Genomic DNA, 22,739 nt, shown 5'->3' with positions numbered 1-22,739 from the left:
AATTGAACGAACATAACGATAGTCTCGACCAGTTGAAACGTGCCGCACTGCTGCGACTGCTCAAGCAACGTGGCGCGACGCGTGTCATCGAAACCGTTGCCGACGACATACCCTGCGTCGACCGCGCCGCACAGCTGGCACTGTCGTTCGCCCAGCAGCGGCTGTGGTTTCTCGACCAGTTGGACCCGACCGCCAGCGCCGCCTACCACATACCCGCCTCGTTGTTGCTGCAAGGTGCCCTCGACCAGGCCGCCCTCACGGCCGCCCTCGATCGCCTGGTGGCGCGGCATGAAAGCCTGCGCACCACTTTCCGCCGCGAGGATGAACAGCCGGTGCAAGTCATCGCCCCGGCCGATTGCGGCTTCAGCCTCGTGACCCATGACTTGCGACACCTGCCCTGGGAGCAGGCCGCAACCGAGGCCGCCCACCTGAGCGAAAACGCCGCCACGGCGCCGTTCGACCTGCTGCGCGGGCCGCTGATCCGCGGCACCCTGCTCCGCCTGGCCGACGATGAGCACAGGCTGCTGATCACCCAGCACCACATCATCTCCGACGGCTGGTCCATTGGCATCCTGGTCAAGGAATTCGCAAGCTTGTATCAGGCGTTCAGCGCCGGGCAGCCGGACCCGCTGCCGCCGCTGACCCGGCAGTACGCCGACTACGCAGCCTGGCAGCGCCGCCACCTGGAAGGCGAGCGCCTGGAGCGACAAGTGGAATTCTGGCGCGCCCACCTGGCCGGCGCCCCGGCGCTGCTTTCATTGCCGACCGACCGGGCGCGCCCGGCGGTCCAGAGCTACCGCGGCGAAACCCTGGGCTTCGACCTGCCAGCGTCGTTGTCCGTCGCCATCGTCCAGTTCGCCCAGTCCCGCGCCGCGACGCCGTTCATGACCTTGATGGCTGCCTGGGCGGTCTTGCTGGCCCGCATCAGCGGTCAACAAGACCTGGTGATCGGCACCGTCGCCGCCAACCGCGACCGCCACGACGTACAGGCGCTGATCGGGTTCTTCGTCAACACCCTGGCCTTGCGCGTGCGCCTGGAAGCCAACCCGACCCTTGACCAGGTACTGCAGCAGGTCAAGCAATTGATGCTGGAATCCTCCACCCAGCAGGACACTCCATTCGAACTGGTGGTCGAGGCCCTCAAGCCTGCGCGCAGCGCCAGCTACAGCCCCGTGTTCCAGACCATGCTCTACACCAATGCCGCAGGTGCCGGGGGCCAGTTGCAGTTGCCGGGGCTGAACCTGGAGTTCCTGCCCTCGCGCAAGGACAACACCCAGCACGACCTGTCCCTGCACATCGACGAAGGCGGCCCGAGCCTGTCCTGCAGTCTGTCGTATTCCACCGCGCTGTTCGACGCCGCCACCATCGAACGCCTCGCCGCACGCTTCGAGCGCCTGTTGCGCTGCTTTACCGACGCCCCCGACACCCGTATCGGTGCTCTGGAACTGGACCCGACCCAAACCTTGCCCGAGGTCACCGCCCAAGTCCCCGAGCCAGGACAGACACCGCTGTCCTATCACCAGGAACGGCTGTGGTTCGTCGATACCTTTGAAACCGGCTACCTGTACGACGCCAATCCGGTCTATCACAACATTGCGTTACTGCTGGAGTTGACCGGTGAGATCAATCAACCGGCCCTGCAAACCGCCCTCGATGGCTTGCTGGCCCGCCACGACATCCTGCGCTGCCGGGTATTGAGCGACGGTAGCCGTGCCTGGCAACACTTCGACGGCCCGGCCAGCCTGACGCTCGAACTGATCCAGGGCAACCCCGACGACTTGCCGGGCCAGGCCCTGGCCGCGACCCGGCGCCCGTTGAACATGGACGGCGGCAGCCTGGTACGTGCCAGCCTGGTACGGGCAAGCGATCAGCATGGAATCCTGGCCATCGCCGTGCACCATCTGCTGGCCGACCGCAGCGCCATGCAGTTGCTCAAGCGCGACCTGCTGGCCCTCTACGAAGCCGCCTGCGCCGAGCGCAGCGCCGACCTGCCGGCATTGCCGCTGGGCTATGGCGACTTTGCCGCCTGGCAACGCAACCTGCCGGCCACCGCGCTGGAAAACCTGCGGGCCTATTGGGCCTATCAACTACGCGGCAAACTGCAAGCCCTGGAGCTGCCCCTGAATCGACCCCGGGCGGCGGTGCATGTGTTTGCCGAAGCCACCCACGGTTTCACCCTCGAACCAGCGCTGGCGCGGCGCCTCGAAGCATTGGCCCGGGAAGTCGGCGTGAGCAGCGACAGCCTGGCCCTGAGCGCATTCACCGCCCTGTTGCGCCGCTACGCCGGTCACGATGAACTGGTGATCGGCACCACGGCCGCCTGCCGTGAACCGGCCCTGCGGGACGTCGTCGGGCCGCTGGACAATCTGCTGGTCATGCGTGGCCTGTGCGACAGCGACACCACTTTGCAACAGCTTTGGGAACAGACCGCCAACAACCTGACCCAAGGCCTGCGCCACCGGCACATGCAGTTCGACCAATTGGTGCTGGCCCTCAACCCGGCCAAGGACATGAGCCGCACCGCGCTGTTCGACGTGCTCTTCAATTTCCAGCGCACCACCGACCACGACACGCTGGTGGCGGGCCTTGCGGTCAATACGCTGGAAACCAACCTGGGTTATGGCAAGAACGACCTGCACCTGCTGATCACGGCCGATGAATCACACTGGGCCGGACACCTGGCGTACAACGCGGAATTCTTCGACGCCGAATTCATCCAGCAGCTAATGCGCCACTACGTGCGCCTGCTGGAAGCTTTTGTCGAGGATTCGCAGCAGCGGGTCGACGACGTCCCGCTGCTGGATGCCGCCGAACGCCAGCGACAGATCCTCGACTTCAACGACAGCGAAGCGGCCTGGCCCGAGACCCTGACCCTGCATCAGCTCTTCGAAGAACAGGTGCGTCAGTACCCGGACCGCATCGCGGTCAATCTGGGCCTGGAGCACCTGAGCTATCGACAGCTCAACGAACAGGCCAACCGCCTCGCCCACCGCCTGCGTGCGGCCGGCGTGCAGCCCCAGGAACTGGTGGCCATCGCCCTGGATCGCTCGGTACAGATGATCGTCGCCACCCTGGCGGTGCTCAAGGCCGGCGGTGCCTACGTGCCCATCGATCCGAGTTCGCCCCAGGAGCGCATCGCCTATGTGCTGCGCGACAGCGGCGCCCGCAAGGCCATCGCCCGCCAGGACATGAGTCCGGCGTTGCAGGCCCTCGGCATCGAAGTCTTCGATGCCGCCACGGACAGCGGCGTCAGCGCCGCCAACCTGCCCAACTCGAGTGCGGCGGACCACCTCTGCTACGTGATCTACACCTCAGGCTCCACCGGGGAACCCAAAGGTGCGTTGCTCGAACACCGCAACGTCGTGCGCCTGCTGCACAACAATCGACTGGACTTCCAGTTCAGTGCCGACGATGTCTGGTCGCTGTTCCACTCCAATGCCTTCGATTTCTCGGTCTGGGAAATCTTCGGCGCCCTGCTCTACGGCGCGCGCCTGAGCCTGGTGCCCGAGGCCCTGCGCCGCGATCCAGTGGAACTGCTGGGTTTCCTTGAAAGCGAACAGGTGACGGTGCTGAACCAGACGCCGTCGGCGTTCCTGCAACTGAGCGCCGCAGCCCTGGCGACGCCGCAGGTGGGCCTGGAACATTTGCGCTATGTGATTTTCGGCGGGGAAAGCCTGGAACTGGGCAAGCTCGACGCCTTCCACCGTGCCTTCGGGCATGTGGCGCTGGTGAACATGTACGGCATCACCGAAACCTGTGTCCACGTGACCTACAAGGCCATTGGTGCGGCGGACATCGCCGCCGGCGTCTCCAACGTCGGGCGGCCGATTCCGACCACCGTGGCCTACGTGCTCGACGCCCGTCAACGGCTGCTGCCGGTGGGTGTGGCCGGTGAAATCTGCGTCGGCGGGCTGGGTGTGGGCCGTGGCTACCTGAACCGTCCGGCCTTGAGCGCCGAACGTTTCATTAGCGACCCGTTCCGGCCCGGCGAGCGGCTGTATCGCTCAGGAGACCTGGGCAAGCTGCTGGACAATGGTGAAATCGTTCACCTGGGCCGGATCGATGCCCAAGTGAAGATTCGCGGTTTCCGCATCGAACTGGGGGAGATCGAAGCCAAGCTGCTGGCCTGTGACGGTGTGCGTGAAGCGCGGGTGCTGGCCCGCGAAGACGCGAGCCAGGGCAAGCGCTTGATCGCCTACCTGATCCCTGAAACGGGCGCGGTGCTGCAAGTGGCGGCATTGCGCAAGCAGTTGGGGGCGACCCTGCCCGACTACATGATTCCGAGTGCCTTTGTCAGTCTGCAGGCCTACCCGCTCACCGCCAACGGCAAGCTGGACCAGGACGCACTGCCGGCACCGGACCTGGACGCCATGTCCGAGCGCGGTTATGCCGCGCCCGAAGGTGTCGTCGAAGTGGCCCTGGCGCAGATTTTCCAGGAGTTGCTGGGGCTGGAACGCGTGGGACGCAGTGACAGCTTCTTTGAATTGGGCGGGCACTCGCTGCTGGCCGCGCAACTGGTTTCCCGGGTGCGGCAGCAGTTGGGCGGCGAACTCATGCTGCGCGAACTGTTCAGTCATCCCACCGTGGAGGAACTGTCACGGGTCGTCGGCGACCTGCAAACCGTCAGCACCGAGACCATCGGCATCGCCGACCGCACCGCACCATTGGCGCTGTCGTTTTCCCAGCAACGCCTGTGGTTTCTCGACCAACTCGATGCAAACGCCAGCACCGCTTACCACATGCCCGCGTCGTTGCTGCTGCGCGGCGATCTCGACCACGCCGTGCTCAAGGCTGTCCTCGACCGCTTGGTGGCGCGTCACGAAAGCCTGCGGACCACCTTCGATCGTCATGGCGAACAACCGGTGCAGATCATTGCCCCGGCAGACTGCGGCTTTGCCTTGGCCGAGCAGGATTTGCGCAGCCTGCCTTATGAGCAGGCCAGCATCAGCGTCTCTCGCATCGCCGACAGCGAGGCCGCGGCGCCGTTCGATCTGCGCCAGGGGCCGCTGATTCGTGGGCGGCTGCTGCGCCTGGCCGACGACGAACACATTCTGCTCATCACCCAGCATCACATCATCTCCGACGGTTGGTCGGTGGGTGTCCTGGTCAAGGAATTCGCCACTCTTTATCGGGCCTTCAGTCAACACCAGGCCGATCCGCTGCCCGCGCTGTCGGTTCAATATGCCGATTACGCCGCCTGGCAGCGCCAGGTCCTCGACAGCGAGCGCCTGAGCGACCAGGCCGAGTTCTGGCGTGAGCAGCTTGGCGGCGCGCCGGCGCTGTTGTCCTTGCCCACCGATCGCCCGCGCCCGGCGGTACAAAGCTACCGGGGTGGCGACGTCAGGGTGAACATCGCTGCGCCGTTGCGCGAACGCCTGGAACGTTTTTGCCAGGCACACAACGTCACCCTGTTCATGGCGTTGCTCAGTGCCTGGTCGGTCCTCATGGCACGCCTGGGCAACGAACCGGACGTCGTGATCGGCGTACCGACGGCCAACCGTGGCCGCACCGAAACCGAAAACCTGATCGGCTTCTTCGTCAACACCCTGGCCTTGCGGGTAGACCTTGGGCAAAACCCGAGCGTGGCGCAGTTGCTGGAGCAGATCAAACAAACCGCCCTGGCGGCCCACGAACATCAGGACATTCCTTTCGAGCAAGTCATCGAGGCCTTGCAACCACCGCGCTCCCTGAGCCACAACCCGCTGTGCCAGGTCGCCCTGTCGCTCAACAATACCCCTGGCGGCGTTGAACTGAGCCTGCCCGGCCTGACCCTGATCCCCGTGGCCCAAGCCCATGAAACCTCGCAGTTCGACCTGATGCTGACACTGGACGATGACGGCGGCACGCTGGGCGGCGTGATCGAATACGCCAGCGACCTGTTCGACCATCGCACCGTGGAACGCTTCGCCCAGCACTTCCAGACCCTGCTCGAAGCCATGATCGAGGATCCTGCACAGCCGGTGCTCGCCCTGCCGCTGCTCACCCCGGCACAGCGCCAGGCCTCACCGGCGACGCTGCCGCCCAAAGCCGTGTTCGCGGCGCAACTGCTGATTCATCAACGCTTCGAACAGGTCGCCGCCGCTCAGCCCCACGCCACCGCCCTGGTCCTGGGCGAACGCGAACTGAGCTATCAGGCACTCAACCGCCGCGCCAACCGCATCGCCCGTGAACTGCTCGCCCAAGGCGTACGCCCCGATGACCGGGTAGCGATCCTGGCCCGCCGCGGGGTGGAAATGGTCTGCGCGGTGCTGGCCGTGCTCAAGGCCGGTGCCGCCTACGTGCCACTGGATCCGGCCTACCCCAGCGAACGCCTCGGCTACCTGCTCGACGACAGCACCCCGGTGGCCTTGCTGGCCCAGCCTGACTGCCTCGCCGTGCTGCCCGAGCATGCCGTGCCGGTGGTGAGCCTCAAGAATTACGTCGCCACAGACGACCTGACAGACGTGTCCCTGGACCACAACCTTGAAGCCAGGGCGCTGGGCCTGACGCCGCGGCACCTGGCCTACGTCATCTACACCTCGGGATCCACCGGGCTGCCCAAGGGCGTGCTGGTGGAACACGGCAATGTCGCGCGGCTGTTCGATGCCACTGCCGGGTTGTTCGACTTCGACCAAAACGACGTGTGGACGCTGTTCCACTCCTTCGCCTTTGACTTCTCGGTCTGGGAAATCTGGGGCGCATTGAGTTACGGCGGCAAGTTGGTGATCGTCCCGAGCGACGTGGCCCGTTCCCCCGATGATTTCTATGCCCTGGTCTGCCAGCAGCGCGTCACGATCCTGAACCAGACGCCGAGCGCCTTCCGCCAGTTCATCGAGGCCCGCGAGCGCAGCGACCAGGAACATACCCTGCGCGAAGTGATCTTCGGCGGCGAGGCTCTGGACTTCCGCAGCCTGCGCCCCTGGACCGCACGCACTACGTTGGCCCGTACCCGTCTGGTCAACATGTACGGGATCACCGAAATCACCGTGCACGCCACTTACTACCCGATCAGCCAGGTGGAAATCGACACCGGCGCGCCAAGCCTGATCGGCCCGCCACTGCCGGACCTGTGCCTGCGTATTCTCGACGAGTACCGGCAACCGGTGCCGGTGGGGGTCAATGGCGAGATCTACATCGGCGGTGCCGGTGTGGCCCGGCATTACCTCAATCGCGACGTGCTGAATGCCGAACGGTTCATCCGCGATCCGTTCGCCGTGGAGCCCGGCGCAAGGTTGTATCGCACCGGCGACATCGCTCGCTACCGCGCCGATGGCGGCGTGGTCTACGTGGGCCGCAACGACTCGCAGATCAAGATCCGCGGCTTCCGTATCGAGCTGGGGGAAATCGAAGCGCAACTGCTCGATTGCGCCGATGTCCGCGAGGCGCTGGTGATCGTGCGTGAAGACCGCCCCGGCGACAAACGCCTGGTGGCCTACCTGATCGCCCATGAAGGGACTGCCCCGGACTCCTCGGCCTTGCGCAGCCAGCTGGCCAGCGTACTGGCCGAACATATGGTGCCCAGTGCTTTCGTGACCCTGGAGGCCTGGCCACTGACCACCAACGGTAAGCTCGACCGCGCAGCCCTGCCGACACCGGACTTGTCTGCCACCGCGAACCAGCACTACGAAGCACCGCTGGGGGAGATCGAAGTGACCCTGGCCAGCGCCTGGCAGACGTTGCTCGGAGTTGAACGAGTGGGCCGTCAGGATCACTTTTTCCAACTCGGCGGCCACTCGTTCCTGGTCATCAGCCTGATCGAGCACCTGCGTCAGGCGGGTTTGCAACTGGATGTGCGCACGGTCTTCTCTGCGCCGACACTCAAAGCCATGGCGGCCGTCCTCGCCGGTGGCGGCACCACCCAACAGGAGGTCCCCGCGAACCTGATCCCCGCCGATTGCACGGCGATCGTCCCAGAGATGTTGCCGCTGGTGGCCCTGAGCCAACAGGAAATCGAGCAAATCGTCGCCGACGTCCCCGGTGGCGCCGGCAATGTGCAAGACATCTACCCCCTGTCATCGTTGCAGGAAGGCATTCTGTTCCACCACTTGTTGCAGGCCGAAGGCGACGCCTACCTGATGCGTACCGTGGTGACGTTCGATCGCCGCCAGGTGCTCGACGACTTCCTGGCCGCCGTACAGGTGGTGATCGACCGCCACGACATCCTGCGTACCGCGTTGCGCTGGCACGGCTTGTCGCAGCCGGTGCAGGTCGTTCATCGCCAGGCGCAACTGCCCGTCATGACCTTGGACTGCTTGCCCGGCGAAGACGCCTTGCAGATGCTCCGGGACCATACGGACACGCATCATCTGCGACTGGACCTGCAACGGGCTCCGTTGATCGCAGCGTACGTCATCTACGACGAACCCCGGGCACAATGGCTGCTGGCATTGCTCGACCATCACTTGATCAGCGATAACGTGACCTTGCGCCTGATCATGCTGGAGATCCAGGCCGTCATGGCCGGCCAGACCGAGAGCCTGCCGCCGTCCCAGCCGTACCGAAACTTCATCGCCCAGGCCGCCAGCGTGTCCCAGGCCGATCACGAAGCCTACTTCCGACGCTTGCTGGCCGATGTGGATGCCACCACCGCGCCTTATGGTGTGCTCGATGTACGGGGCAACGGTGCGGGGATCAAGCGTGCGGTGAAACACTTGAGCGACGATCTCAGCGCCCAGGTGTATCGAACCGCACGCACTCAAGGGGTCCCGACCTCGGTGCTGTTCCATGCGGCCTGGGGCCTGGTCGTCGCGGCCACCAGCGGGCGCGACGACGGGATTTTCGGCACGGTGTTGTCGGGGCGTTCCCAAGGTACCGCCGGGGCCGACCATGCACTGGGGATGTTCATCAACACCTTGCCGATGCGCATTCGCTTGCAGCAGAACACCGTCAGCGACATTGTCCTCGACGCCTACCAGCAGCTCAGTGAGCTACTGACCCACGAACAGGCGTCCCTGGCCCTGGCCCAGCGTTGCAGTGCCGTGGATACATCGCTGCCACTGTTCACCGTGATCCTCAACTGCCGCCATGGCGATCTGGTGAACGCGTCCGGGGAAAACGTCGCAGACATGGGCAGCCACGAAGGCATGCACTTCATCGCCTCCGAAACCCGTACCAACTACCCCATTGAAATTGCCGTGGCGAATGTGGGAAGTGGCTTCTCCCTGACCGCCCAATCCATCACCGGCATCGACCCGCAACGCATCGCCGCCTACCTCGCCCAAGCCGTCGCCGCGCTGGTCGAAGCCCTTGAACAGGCTCCCGAGCGCCTCGCCAGCGATCTGGACGTGCTCCCCGACACCGAACGGCAATTGCTGCTGGCGGACTTCAACCACACCGCCACGGATTTCGGCACGGCGCAACCGATCCATGCCCTGTTTGAAACCCAGGTCCAGGCCAACCCCGAGGCGGTGGCCCTGGTCTGCGAAAGCCAACAACTGACTTACCGCCAGCTCAATCGCCGCGCCAACCATCTGGCCCGGCAGTTGCTCGAGCTGGGCATTGAGCCCGATCAGCGCGTGGCGATCTGTGCCGAACGCAGCCTGGACATGATCGTCGGCCTGCTCGGTGTGCTCAAGTCCGGCGCGGCCTACGTGCCGATTGACCCGGCCCATCCGGCCGAGCGCATGGCCTTCATGCTCCAGGACAGTCAGCCTCGGGCACTGTTGACCCAATCGGCCCTTACCCTGCCGTCCGGCGAGCTGCCGCGGTTCTTGCTCGACACGAGCGATTCGCTGCGATCGGCGAATGACGCTGCTTTCGATGCCAACCCGCAAGTGCCCGGCCTGACGCCCGAGCACCTGGCCTATGTGATCTACACCTCCGGCTCCACCGGCCAGTCCAAGGGCGTGATGGTCGAGCACCGTTCGGTGTTCAACTTCTGGCAAGTGCTCACCCGCACCACCCACCAGCATTGCCCAAGCCCAGCCACCGTGGCCCTGAATGCCGGGTTCTTCTTCGACATGTCGATCAAGGGCATTTCCCAGCTGTTCTCCGGCCACCGGCTGGTGATCATCCCGCAACTGATCCGCGCCAGCGGCCATGAATTGCTGGACTTCCTCGAACAGCACCAGGTGCACGCCTTCGACTCCACGCCGTCGCAACTCGACACCCTGCTCGCCGCCGGCCTGCTGGAACGCAGCAGCTACCAGCCGGTGAGCGTGCTGCTCGGTGGCGAGGCCATCAATGCCGCGACCTGGACGAAGTTGCGCGACTGCCCGAGCATCCATTTCTACAACATGTACGGCCCGACCGAATGCACGGTGGACGCCACCATCGACCTGATCCGTGACCTGGGCGAGCGTCCGAGCATTGGCCGGCCGATTGCCAACGTCCAGGTCCACGTACTTGACGCCCGTGGCGAACCGGCGCCGTTGGGCGTAGCTGGCGAGATTCATATTGGCGGCGCTGGGGTGGCCCGGGGTTACCTGAACCGGCCGGAGCTGAGCGCCGAGCGTTTTATCACCGATCCGTTCAACAGCGAACCGAACGCGCGCCTGTACAAGACCGGCGACCTCGGCCGCTGGCTCGCCGACGGCACGCTGGAATACCTGGGGCGCAATGACTTCCAGGTGAAAATCCGTGGATTCCGTATCGAGTTGGGCGAGATTGAGAATGCCCTGGTGGCCTATCCAGGTATCCGCGAGGCCGTGGTCATTGCGCGGGAAGACAGCCAAGGCGATTCGGACAGCAAGCGCCTGGTCGCCTATGTCTGCGGCGAACCGGTTCCGGCCGAGCAACTGCGCAGCGCGTTGTTGAGCGGCCTGCCCGAATACATGGTACCCAGCGCGTTCGTGCACCTCGATGCCCTGCCCCTGACCGCCAACGGCAAGCTCGACCGTCGCGCCCTGCCGGCGCCCGGCCAGGAATCCCTGGCGAGCAAAACCTACGAGGCGCCCGAGGGCGACACTGAAATCGCCATTGCCGAGATCTGGAAAGGATTGCTGCACCTGGATCAGGTTGGCCGTCACGACGGCTTCCTCGAGCTGGGCGGCCATTCGCTGCTCGCCGTGCAGTTGCTCTCGCGGCTGCGACGCAAGCTGGGTGCACGGGTGACCTTGCGCGAACTGTTCGACGCGCCGACCGTGCGTGGCCTCGCCGCCCTGGTGCACGCTGCATCGCCCACCGAGGCCGTGTCGATTCCCTTGGCCAATCGCGCGGGACGACTGCCATTGTCCTTTTCGCAACAGCGGTTGTGGTTCCTCGATCATCTGGACCACGCGGCCGGTGCGGCCTATCACCTGCCCCTGGCCTTGAGCCTGAAGGGGGCGTTGGACAAGGCTGCGCTGCAAGCGACCCTCGACCGCCTGGTGGCGCGCCACGAAACCTTGCGCACGCGATTCGAATGGGTGGACGACGAACCACTGCAAAAAATCGCCCCGGCCGACTACGGTTTCCGCCTGGAGCAGCAGGACCTGCGTGCAATCGCCCCCGCTGAACGCCAGGCCACGCTCGAGCACCTCGGCCAGATCAACGCCACGCAGTTGTTCGACTTGCACAGCGGACCACTGATGCGCGGCCATCTGGTGCAAGTGGCCGATGACGAACATGTGCTGTTCATCACCTTGCATCACATCGTTTCCGATGGCTGGTCCAACAGCGTGCTGGCTCGCGAGGTCAGCGTGCTCTACAACGCCTTCACTCAAGGCCAGAAAGACCCGTTGCCGCCCCTGGCGCTGCAATACGTGGACTATGCCGCCTGGCAACGACAATCCCTTGAAGGCCCGGCGCTGCAAGCCCAGATCGACTTCTGGCGGCAACACCTGGAAGGTGCGCCCGTGCTGCTGAACCTGCCGCTGGATCGTCCGCGCCCGGCGATACAGCGGTATACCGGTGGCATCATCGAGTGCAGCTTTTCGCCCGCCCTCAGCGCCGATCTGCGTGCGTTCAGCCAGGCCCGGGGCACCACGTTGTTCATGGTGCTGCTGGCGGGCTGGTCAGTGTTGATGAGCCATCTGAGCGGCCAGGCAGATGTAGTGGTCGGCACGCCGGTGGCCAACCGTCAGCGTCCGGAGCTGGAGGCGTTGATCGGCTTCTTCGCCAACACCCTGGCGTTGAGAGTCACCACCGAGCGTGATACCCGCATCGACGAGCTGCTGGGGAAAATCAAGGACCTGACCCTGGCCGCCTACAATCACCAGGACCTGCCCTTCGAACAGGTGGTGAGCGCCCTGCAACCGACTCGCAGCATGAGTCACAGCCCGTTGTTCCAGGTGATGCTGAGCCTGGACAACACGCCACCGGCACCGTTGCAGTTGCCCGGGCTTGAGGTGCAAACCCTGGCAAGCCCCCACAACACCACGCAGTTCGACCTGTCGCTGTCCCTGATCGACAATGGCGAACGCATCGCTGGCAGCCTGCAATACGCCAACGACCTGTTCGACCTGCACACCGTGCAGAACATCGCCGGATTGTTTGCCAAGGTCCTGGAAAACCTGGTGACCGACGCACAGCAATCCATCGGCCAGTTGTTGCAGGACACGCCGCCGCTGGAGCGCTCGGCCAATGCCGTCGTCCAGCCCGTCATCGCTGAAGACGGTCCTGTGCCGTTGCCTTATGAAGCGCCTCAAGGGGATACCGAGATCGCCATCGCGGCTCTCTGGCAGGACCTGTTCAAACAGGAACGGATCAGCCGCCATGACGACTTTTTCAGTCTCGGTGGTATTTCGCTGATGGCGGTGCAAATGGCCTCTCGCCTGCGCAAAGTCCTCGGCAAACCAATCGCCGTGCGGGACCTGTTCGTCGAGCCGACCATTGCCGGTTTCGCCAGGACCCTGGATGGCCAGTCCCGGCCCGGCGTCCAGCGCAATCTGGTGCCGATCCGCCGCACCGGCTCCCAGCGACCGCTGTATCTGGTCCATCCCCTGGGCGGTGAAGTGCAATATGCGCGGGACCTGGCGCCAACGCTCGATCCCCAGATACCGGTCTATGGCTTGGCCGCCAGTGGCTTGGTGGCGGGCGAGGCCCCGCTGTCCGATGTGCCGGCCATTGCAACGCGTTACCTGACGGCCATCCGCCAGGTCCAGCCGCAAGGTCCGTACCGGATCGCCGGTTGGTCGGCCGGTGGCCTGATCGCCTATGAAATGGCCCGTCAACTGCAGGCCGGCGGTGAGGCCATAGAGTTCCTCGGCATCATCGATACGTCGACCCGTCCGGACCCGGTGCCCGAGCCATCGATCAGTGAAGCGCAGTTCCTGATGGCCTGGCTACCCGAGGGGATCGACCCTGATCTGCTCCGGCAACTGACGGCGCTGGCGGAAGACTCTGCCATCGAGGCAATGCTGACACTGTGCATGACCCATCGCCTGCTACCGGAGGAGTTGCCCGATGACATCGACGCTGCCCTGCTGCGCACGCACTTGGGCGTTGCCTATGCCACGCGGCTGGCCATCGGCAGCTACGTCAGCCCGTCCAGCCCGCTCACGGTATCGTTGTTCACTGCAAAAGATCAGCAACGCAGCGACCCGACCCTGGGCTGGCGTGCGTTGCTGCAGGATCAGGTGAACGTGACGGCCCTGCCCGGCACCCATAACACACTGGTCAAGGCGCCCCATGTGGCCCGGCTGGGCGAGGCGATTTCCCAGGCCTTGAAAACCGCCACGGTGTCATGACAGCCCCGGGCTGTCCTGCGAGCAATTCGCTGGGCAGCCCGAGGTGTGGAGGCTGATCCATCGTCATCGCGAGCAAGCTCGCTCCCACAGGGATCCGGGGTGTTCATGAAGCTTGCATTCACCACAGGCCCCCTTGTGGGAGCGAGCTTGCTCGCGATGACGGCGGCACAGCCGACATCGGCACACGCTGCCCCACCGCTTCGCGAGCAAGCCCCACAGGTTTCATCCCTGATCTGCGGGCCGGAATGTCCCCGTTTTCCGCTACAGACGTTGCCTACCTGCAACCGCTTAAATACCCCCTCGAGCTGAATCGTTTTTTGTGGATGGAGTCCACAGGCGATGTCCGGTCGCCCGCCGATCAGGACTGTTACCCACCGCACGATCACTCTAAAAAGGGAGCCTTATGCATGTGATCATTACGGCCATCGGCTCAGCCGGTGACGTTCACCCATTTATCGGGATCGGCCGCACCCTCGCCGCACGCGGGCATCGGATAACCTTTTGCGCCAGCGCAGCGTTCGCTCCGGTGATCGAGCGCTGTGGCTTCAAGTTCCTGCCGTTGGGTACCCGCGAGGAATATCAAGCGGTCATGGCTGACCCGGCGTTGTGGCATCCGCGCACGTCACTGCCCACCCTATGGAAAACCGTCGGTGGTACGTTGCGCGAACAGTATCGGCTACTGGAACAAGCGTGTGACGACGACACCGTCCTGCTGGGCTCGTTGTGGGCGTTTTCCGCGCGGCTGCTACAGGAAAGACACGGCATCCCACTGGTCACTGGCCAGGTCACACCCTTCGCCATCTGGTCGCCCCTCGCGCGCCCCGTCCATCCACCTGGAACCAACCTGCCGGCCTTCGTACCGTATCCCTTGCGACGCCTGCTGCTGGGGGTCATCGAGCACACCTTCCTCGATCGGCTCATGAAGCCTGAGCTCAACGGTTTTCGCCGTGAACTGGGCTTGCCTGCGGTCAAACGCATCATCAGTCAGTGGATCTCCTCACCCGACCGGGTATTGGGGTTGTTTCCGGACTGGTTCGCCCCGATCCAACAGGACTGGCCTGCCCAGACGGTACTGACCGGCTTCCCGTTATTCGATGAATCCGGCTTCGAGGCGCCAGACGCCGAGCTGGAGGACTTTTTGAATGCAGCCTCACCGGTGGTGTTTACCCCGGGGTCGACGACGGTCAATGCCGAACAGTATTTCGCCGCTGCGGCGAAAGCACTGAAGTTGATCGACCGCCGCGGCGTGTTCCTGACCAGCCAGCCGGTCGACCCGTCGTTGTCCAGCGACGGCAGGATCCTGGTAAGACCTTATGTTCCCATGAGCCGCATCCTGCCCCATACCTCGGCCCTGGTGCATCACGGAGGCGTCGGGACCACGGCCCTGGCAATCGCCGCCGGGGTGCCACAGATCGTCACCCCATTTGCCCACGACCATTTCGACAACGCCGCGCGAATGCAACGCCTGGGGTGCGGCTTGCAGGTGTTCGCGCCGGCCCCCGCCGAGTCACTGGCAACGGCCCTGGACACGGTGCTGAACAGCGCTGACGTACGCGCCAGTTGTGACCACTACAGCAAGGCGATGGCCAGCGGTGACAGCGCCCGCGAAGCGGCAGCGCTGCAAATCGAGGCCATCGCCCACAGAGCCGCCACGTATCGCGTTGCGTAATCACGGATTGATTGGCGACTGACACAGCGCTGCCATTGGCCCGGCCAGAAGGCATCACTCTTTTCATTCGTTTCATCGGGCCAGCGGATCGGCCCACGGAGAACACCATGACCCAGACCCTGCCCGCATCGAGCGCAGAGTGCGTGCTTTATCCCCTCACCACCCCGCAACTGGACATCTGGCTGGACCAGGTGCTGCACGCTGACAGTCCGCTGTACAACATCGGCGGTTATGCCCGCATCAACGGCGCGGTCGACGCCACGCTGCTGCAGGCGGCTTTCAACCAGATCGTCAACGGCCACGATGCCCTGCGGATCCAGCTGGTGCCCGGCTCCAGCGAGCACCCGCTGCCGCGCCAACGCTTCCTGGGGTCGGTCGACGCCCCGCTGGCGGTGCACAACGTGTCGGGCCATGCCGATCCGGAGGCCAGCGCATTGGCCTTGCTGCAGGCCAAGCTGCAAACCCCGTTTTCCTTTGACGATGGGCTGCTGGTGCGTGCGGACCTGGTCAAGGTCCGGGAAGACCTCCACTACTGCTTCGTCAATTGCCATCACCTGATCATCGATGGCTGGTCCTTCGCCATGATTGGTCGAACACTCAGCCAGGCCTATACCGCCTTGCATGACCAGACGCAAAACACGGCAACGGCTCCCACCTATCAAGCGTATGTCGAGCAGCAAGTCGCCAGCAAAGACTCGGCTTCGTTCCAGCGCCAACGCCAGTACTGGCTGGAGAAGTACCGCACACTGCCCGAGCCCCTGCTCGCGCCCCGTCACCTGGGTCGACTCGACCAACGCCTGGCGCCCAGCCAGAACCATGCCTGGCGCTTACCCCGGGCGCTTTACAACCGTCTTGGCGAAAACGCGAAGGCCGCGGGCCAGGCGACGGTCTTCCACGTCATGCTCGGGGTGCTGTACAGCTACTTTGCGCGCACCGAACAACGGGATGAAATCGTCATCGGCCTGCCCATCCTCAACCGCGCCAATGCCGCACACAAGGCCACGATGGGCTTGTTCGTCGGCATGAGCCCGGTACGCCTGAGCCTGGGCACCGACCTGAGCTTCAGCGACCTGGTCGGCAAGATCGCCCTGACGCTCAAGCAGGATTATCGCTACCAGCGCTTCCCGCTGAGCGAATTGAACCGCGAACTCGGCTTGCAGAACCTGGGTCGGCGGCAGTTGTTCGACGTGGTGGTGTCCTACGAACAGGACCAGGACACCTGGTACGGGCCTGCGCCGGCACAGCCGGTCAAGCTCAGCAATGGCTACGAACAAATGCCACTGGCGATGCACGTTCGTGAGTCCGCGCCGCAAGACGATGTGTGGATGCATTTCATCTACAACGAGGCCTATTTCGACGCGTCGCAGATCGAGGCCTTGCAACAGCGCTTCATGAACATCCTGGCGTGCGTGGCCGCTGATTTCGACGTGTCTGTCGCGGCCCTCGACCCGCTGGCGCCCACTGAGCGCCAACTGCTGCAGGACTGGAATCGCACCGACGTCGACTACCCCAGGGATGTGCTGCTCCATCAATTGATCGAAGCCCAGGTCGCCGCTCGCCCCGACGCCATCGCGGTGCGCTTCGCAGACCAGGTGCTGACTTATGATGCGCTGAACCGTCAGGCCAACCGCCTGGCCCATGCCCTGCTGGAAACCGGGCTTGGCCGCGACGATCGCGTTGCCATCTGCCTGGACCGCAGCCTGGAGATGGTGGTCGGCCTGTTGGGCATTCTCAAAGCGGGTGCCGCCTACGTGCCGCTGGACCCGGGTTATCCGGCCGACCGCTTGAGCCATATGCTCAGCGACAGCGCGCCCAGTGCCCTGATCACCACCCAGGGGTTGTTGGCGAACCTGCCCGCCGTGACGATGCCCGTGCTGTGCCTGGATGCCGACTCTGAAGCACTGTCCCGACAACCGACGCACAACCCGGACCCCGCCGCGCTCGGGCTGACGCCGCGACACCTGGCCTACGTGATCTACACCTCCGGTTCCACCGGCTTGCCCAAGGGCGTGATGAACCAGCATGACGGGGTCGTCAATCGTTTGCTCTGGGCGCGCGATGCCTATGGGGTCGATGAACACAGCCGGATCCTGCAAAAGACACCGTTCAGTTTCGATGTGTCGGTCTGGGAGTTTTTCCTGCCGTTGCTCAGTGGCGCCCAACTGATCGTCGCCGCCCCCGACGGACACAAGGACCCGCGCTACTTGATGGACATCATGGCGAGCGCGGGCATCACGCTGCTGCATTTCGTCCCATCGATGTTGCAGGTCTTTCTCGATCAGGTGGAGCCGCAGCGCCTGCCCGCGCTCCAGCAGGTCTTGTGCAGCGGCGAAGCCTTGCCCCATGCCTTGCAGAAGCGTTTTTTCGAATGTTTGCCGACGGTGCAGTTGCACAACCTTTACGGCCCCACCGAAGCGGCGGTCGACGTGACGGCATGGCATTGCCGGCCCGATGCGCACGACGGCATCGTACCGATCGGCCGACCGATCGCGAATATCCAAATGCATGTCCTCGACGCGAACCTGCAACTGCTGCCACCGGGGGTGGCCGGCGAGCTGCACATCGGTGGCATCGGGGTCGCGCGGGGTTACCTGAACCGTCCCGAATTGACGGCCGAACGGTTTATCCACGCCCCCTTGGGCACCGAGCCCCAGGCCCGGTTGTACAAGACCGGCGACCTCGGGCGTTGGCTGCCCGATGGCAGCCTCGAATACCTGGGACGCAACGATTTCCAGGTGAAAATCCGCGGCCTGCGCATCGAGCTCGGCGAGATCGAAGCCCACCTGCTCGCTTGTGAAGGTGTCAAGGACGTGGTCGTGATCGCCCGCCAGGAAGCCGGTGATGCGTACCTCAACGCCTATTGGGTGAGCGAGCCCGGCTGCTCGCCATCCCCGCAAGTGCTGCAGGAAACCTTGCGCCAGCAGGTGCCTGACTACATGGTGCCCAGGCACCTGGTCGAGCTCGATCAGTTCCCGTTGAGTGTCAACGGCAAGTTGGACCGCAAGGCCCTGCCCGAGCCGACAGCCAACCTGGGTAACGATACGACAGCCCCACGCACGGCGTTGGAACAGGCCCTCGCCGAGCTGTGGCGGGATAACCTCAAGCGCTCGTCGCTGGGCATCCATGACAACTACTTCATGCTGGGTGGCGACTCCCTGAAAGTCATCCACTTGCAGATCCATGCCCGTGAACAGGGGATTGCGCTGAGCCTGGCGCAGGTCTACCAATACCCCACCATCGCCCAGTTGGCCGAGGCCCTGGAGTCCGGGCAAACCCCGGCCACCGAGCTCGAACCCTTGGCCCACGTGGCGCCTTTCGCCCAGGTTCCGTCGGCGATCCGCCTGGCCAGCGAAGGCGTGTTCGATGACGTGTTTGCCGCTTCGCAGCTGCAAGTCGGGATGATTTATCACTCGATGATGCACCCGGACTCGGCGATCTATCACGACATCTTCCGCTACCGCTTGCGCCTGCACTGGGATGCGCCGGCGTGGGAGCGGGCCTGTACCGCATTGATCCGGCGTCATCCGGCCTTGCGCATGTCGTTCGATATCGGTCACGCCGAGGTGCCCATGGCCCGGGTGCACTCGAGCGTCGAGGCCCCGGTGCAAATCATCGATGTCTGCTCAATGAGCCCCGACGCCCGGGCCCAGGCCATTGCCGCCTACGTGGAGGAACGCAAGCGTTACCGCGAAGACTGGCATCGGGCACCGCTGTATCAGTTCTGCGTGTTCGTCGCGGAGACTGAAATCGACCTGGTCTTCAGCTTCCACCATGCGATCCTCGACGGCTGGAGTGTCGCCACCTTGATGCGCGACCTGATCACGCTCTACACCTCGGCACCTGGCACCGACGCCCTGCCGGCCCTGACCACCACGCCAGCCGATTTCGTGGCCTTGGAGCAACAAGCCATGGCGACAGAGACCCACCGCCGGTTCTGGCGCGAATACCTGCACGAGGCGCCCGCAGCGGCCATGACCAGCTGGATCCATGGGGTGGCACCGGACCCGACGCCGCACCGCTCGGCCTACCGGAAACTGCCCGCCGCGGACCTGGCCCGGCTCGAAGCCTTCTGCCAGGCCCGTGACCTGCCCCTGCGCGCGGTCCTGCTGACGGCCCACGGTTTCGCCCAGGCGATCATGTCCAATCAAAAGGACGTGCTGTGCGGCGTGATCAGCCATGGTAGGCCGGCGTTCGAAGATGCCGCCTCGGTCCTGGGTCTGTTCCTCAATACCCTGCCGGTACGCTTCAGCAGCCAGGGCCAGAGCTGGCTGGAGCTGATCCGGGCGACGATTGCCCAGGAACAACAGGTATTCGCCCATCGGCGCTATCCGTTCGCATTGATTCATCGCGAGACCGATGTCGCCTTGCACGTGGTGTTCAATTACGTCGATTTCTACGTGCTCAAGGACCTGCTGGCCCAAGGCGAAGAGATCCTCACCGACTGGGAAACCACGGAAGCGAGCAACTACGACTTGCTGACCACCCTCGGCCGCCACCCTGCCAACGGTTCGCTGATGTTGAAGATGGACTACCGCACCGCGCGTGTCGCCACGAGCCAGGCCGAAGCCTATGCCGATTACCTGCTGCGCACGCTGGAACTGATGATCGCCGCGCCTGAGGCCAAACCGGCCATTCCGGCCTGGCTGCCGCCCATCGACCGAACTGCGCCGGGGGCCGCCAGGGCCTTGCCCTACGACAACCTGTCGAGCGTGTTACTGGACAGTTTCACGCGCCATGGCGAGCAGACCGCCGTGAGCTTTGGCCAGGCCCGTCTTTCCTACCGCCAACTGCACGATACTTGCGCCCAACTGGTGAGCTGGCTGCACCGGCACGGTATCGGCCAGGGGGATCGGGTCGCGATCATGATGCCCCGCTCGCCCGACCTGATCGTCGCCTTGCTCGGTGTCGTACAGGCCGGCGCCGCCTACGTTCCAATCGACCTGAGCTATCCGCAGGAGCGTATCCAGCTGATTCTCGAAGACTCGCAGCCACGCCTGGTGCTGTTCGCCGATGCCTCTGCGAGCCTGGCGATGGCCCTGGCAGGCCAGGCCGATACGCGCCACTGGGACAGCGTGGTCGCTGGCTTCGACGACGATCTGGCCGGCAGTCACCAACGGGTGGCCGCCATTGCCGCTGGCATCATGGCTGAAGACAACGCCTACTTGCTCTACACCTCGGGCTCGACCGGCCGCCCCAAGGGCGTGGCCATGCCGCACCAGGCCTTGACCAATATGATCCTCTGGCAGAACCGCCAGCAGGCGCAGGACGGCCATGGGGCACAAGCGCTGAAGACGCTGCAATACGCGCCCATTTCGTTCGACGTTTCGTTCCAGGAAATTTTCTCGACCCTGTCCAGCGGTCATGAACTGGTGATGATTGACGAAGGGTTGCGCTATGACTTCATCCGCTTGCTGAAGTTTATTGGCACGCAAGCGGTGAATCGTCTGTTCCTGCCCTACGTCGCCTTCCAGGGCTTGGCCGAAGTCGCCACACAACTGGGTATCCACCCCACCTCGCTGCGCCAGATCAACGTCGCCGGCGAGCAGCTGAAAATCACTGCCGAAATCCGCGACCTGATCGATCGCCTCGGCGATTGCCGGGTCGAGAACCACTATGGCCCGACCGAGGCCCATGTGGTCACGAGCCTGCGACTTGAAGGCGCGACGGCGACCTGGCCGAGCATGCCGCCAATCGGCACGCCCATCGACGGGGTACGCCTGCATGTCCTGGACGCGGCCGGCAACCCCTGCCCGGTCGGCGTGACGGGCGACCTGTTCATCGAAGGGGCCTGTCTCGCCAATGGCTATTGGAATCGCCCCGACCTGACCGACGAGCGCTTCATTTATCGCCAGCTCGAGGGGCAGACCCGACGCCTGTATGAAACCGGCGATATTGGCTTCTACTTGCCTGGCGGCGATCTCGTGTACCAGGGCCGCAGCGACGCTCAAGTCAAAATTCGCGGTTACCGCGTCGAGCTCGGCGAGATCGAAGTGGCCATGCTCGGCTCCGCCCGGTTCAGGGCCGACATCGAGCAGGTGGCGGTCATCGACAAGACGGCAACCGACGGCAGCCGTTATCTGGTGGGGTTCGTCCAGGCACTGCCGGGGCGCGAGCCCGACCTGGACCAATTCAAGGCGGAAATGCGCCTGACGCTGCCCGACTACATGGTGCCGAACACGCTGGTCAGGATCGCGCAGCTACCGCTCGGGCCCACAGGCAAGATCGACCGGCAGCGCTTGCAAAAGATAGAAGTCCAGACCACCTTGCAGCGTTCCTTCATTGGCCCGCGCAATGCCATGGAGGATCTGCTGCAAGCCTACTGGCAGGAAACGTTGGACCTGGACAACATCAGCGTCCACGACAACTTCTTCGAGCTGGGGGGCAATTCGCTCAAGGCGGTGCGACTGGTGGCCATGCTCGCCAGACATCAAGGCCTGGAACCTTCGCTGTCCGACTTTATCCAGGCGCCGACCATCGCCGAATTCGCCCAGGTGCTGCAACAGACCGAAACCGGACACCCCGGCGCCGGCGCGCTGGTGGACTTCAAGAATGCCACGCGCAAGCCGACGTTGTTCCTGGTCCACCCCATCGGCGGACACGTGCTGTGCTATGCGGCACTGGCGCGGGTGCTCAAGGACCAGGTCCACCTGTATGCCCTGCAAGCGCCAGGCACATGGGATGCCCGTGAACCGTTGCAATCGGTGCAGGCCCAGGCGGTGAACTACGCGGATGCCATCGAGCAGGTCGCCCCTGAAGGCCCCCTGAATATAGGCGGCTGGTCCTATGGCGGCGTCGTGGCGTATGAACTGGCCAGCGAGTTGCAGCGGCGCGGACGGCGCCTGCACAACGTGTTCCTGCTGGACACCATCGTGCGTGTCAGGCAGGGCGAGGTGCGGATAGAACGCAGCGAGTTCATGAACTGGTTCATGTGGGAACTGCTCAGCGGCGACGGTCAGAAGGAATACGCCTACCACGCCCTCGACTTCTCCTCCCTGGACGACCCGCAGGCCTTCGCGGCGATCCGGCAGCACGGCATCGACCAGGGCATTTTCGACGAGACCATCACCCTGGCGACACTCGATCAGCTGTTCCGGGTGTTCCATGCCAACTGGCAAGGGCTGCTGGACTATCGCTTCCCGCCACTGGACCTGCCCATCACGCTGTTCGCCGCGGACGTCGAGCTGCCCGATGTGCTGCAAGCCCCCCATGAACTGGTGGGCACCGCCTTCCGCGACCCGTACCGCGGCTGGCGCTCGATTGCCCCCCAAGTGCAGCGAGTCGCCGTGGAAGGTGACCATCTGACCATGATGCGCGAGCCGCACATCGAGCGAGTGGGCCAATGCATCCGGTCGCGGATGGACCTGGCCCGGGCCAGGAACGCCGAATCCATGAGCGCACTGGCTTGACCATGACCGCCGATCACGGGGCCGGATTGACGGCCCCGCTTGACTCCATCGCCCGGTCGTTCCGGGCCCGATACAGGT

Annotated in this window: 3 protein-coding genes; all 3 read left to right on the top strand. The window is 64.3% G+C overall.

Translation table 11 applies throughout. The annotated features are described in order from the left end of the window. Positions 1-2 precede the first annotated feature (2 nt). The 3 genes from J4E63_RS11760 (at position 3) to J4E63_RS11750 (ending at position 22,661) form a co-directional block, all read left to right on the top strand. Entirely contained in the window at positions 3-13,586 is a 13,584-nt protein-coding gene (locus tag J4E63_RS11760) for a non-ribosomal peptide synthetase (protein ID WP_207282062.1), read from the top strand. Positions 13,587-13,989: 403 nt separating this feature from the next. Then, positions 13,990-15,255: a glycosyltransferase gene (locus J4E63_RS11755; protein WP_207282061.1), complete on the top strand. Its 1,266-nt coding sequence runs from the start codon at positions 13,990-13,992 to the stop codon at positions 15,253-15,255. Between the two features lie 107 nt (positions 15,256-15,362). Further along, positions 15,363-22,661: a non-ribosomal peptide synthetase gene (locus J4E63_RS11750; protein WP_207282060.1), complete on the top strand. Its 7,299-nt coding sequence runs from the start codon at positions 15,363-15,365 to the stop codon at positions 22,659-22,661. The last annotated feature ends 78 nt before the right edge of the window (positions 22,662-22,739 follow it).

The sequence above is a fragment of the Pseudomonas sp. FW300-N2F2 genome (assembly GCF_017351655.1).
GTDB lineage: Bacteria > Pseudomonadota > Gammaproteobacteria > Pseudomonadales > Pseudomonadaceae > Aquipseudomonas > Aquipseudomonas fluorescens_AA.
Note: the sequence above shows the minus strand (reverse complement) of the source record. Positions and strands in the feature narration are given on the sequence as shown.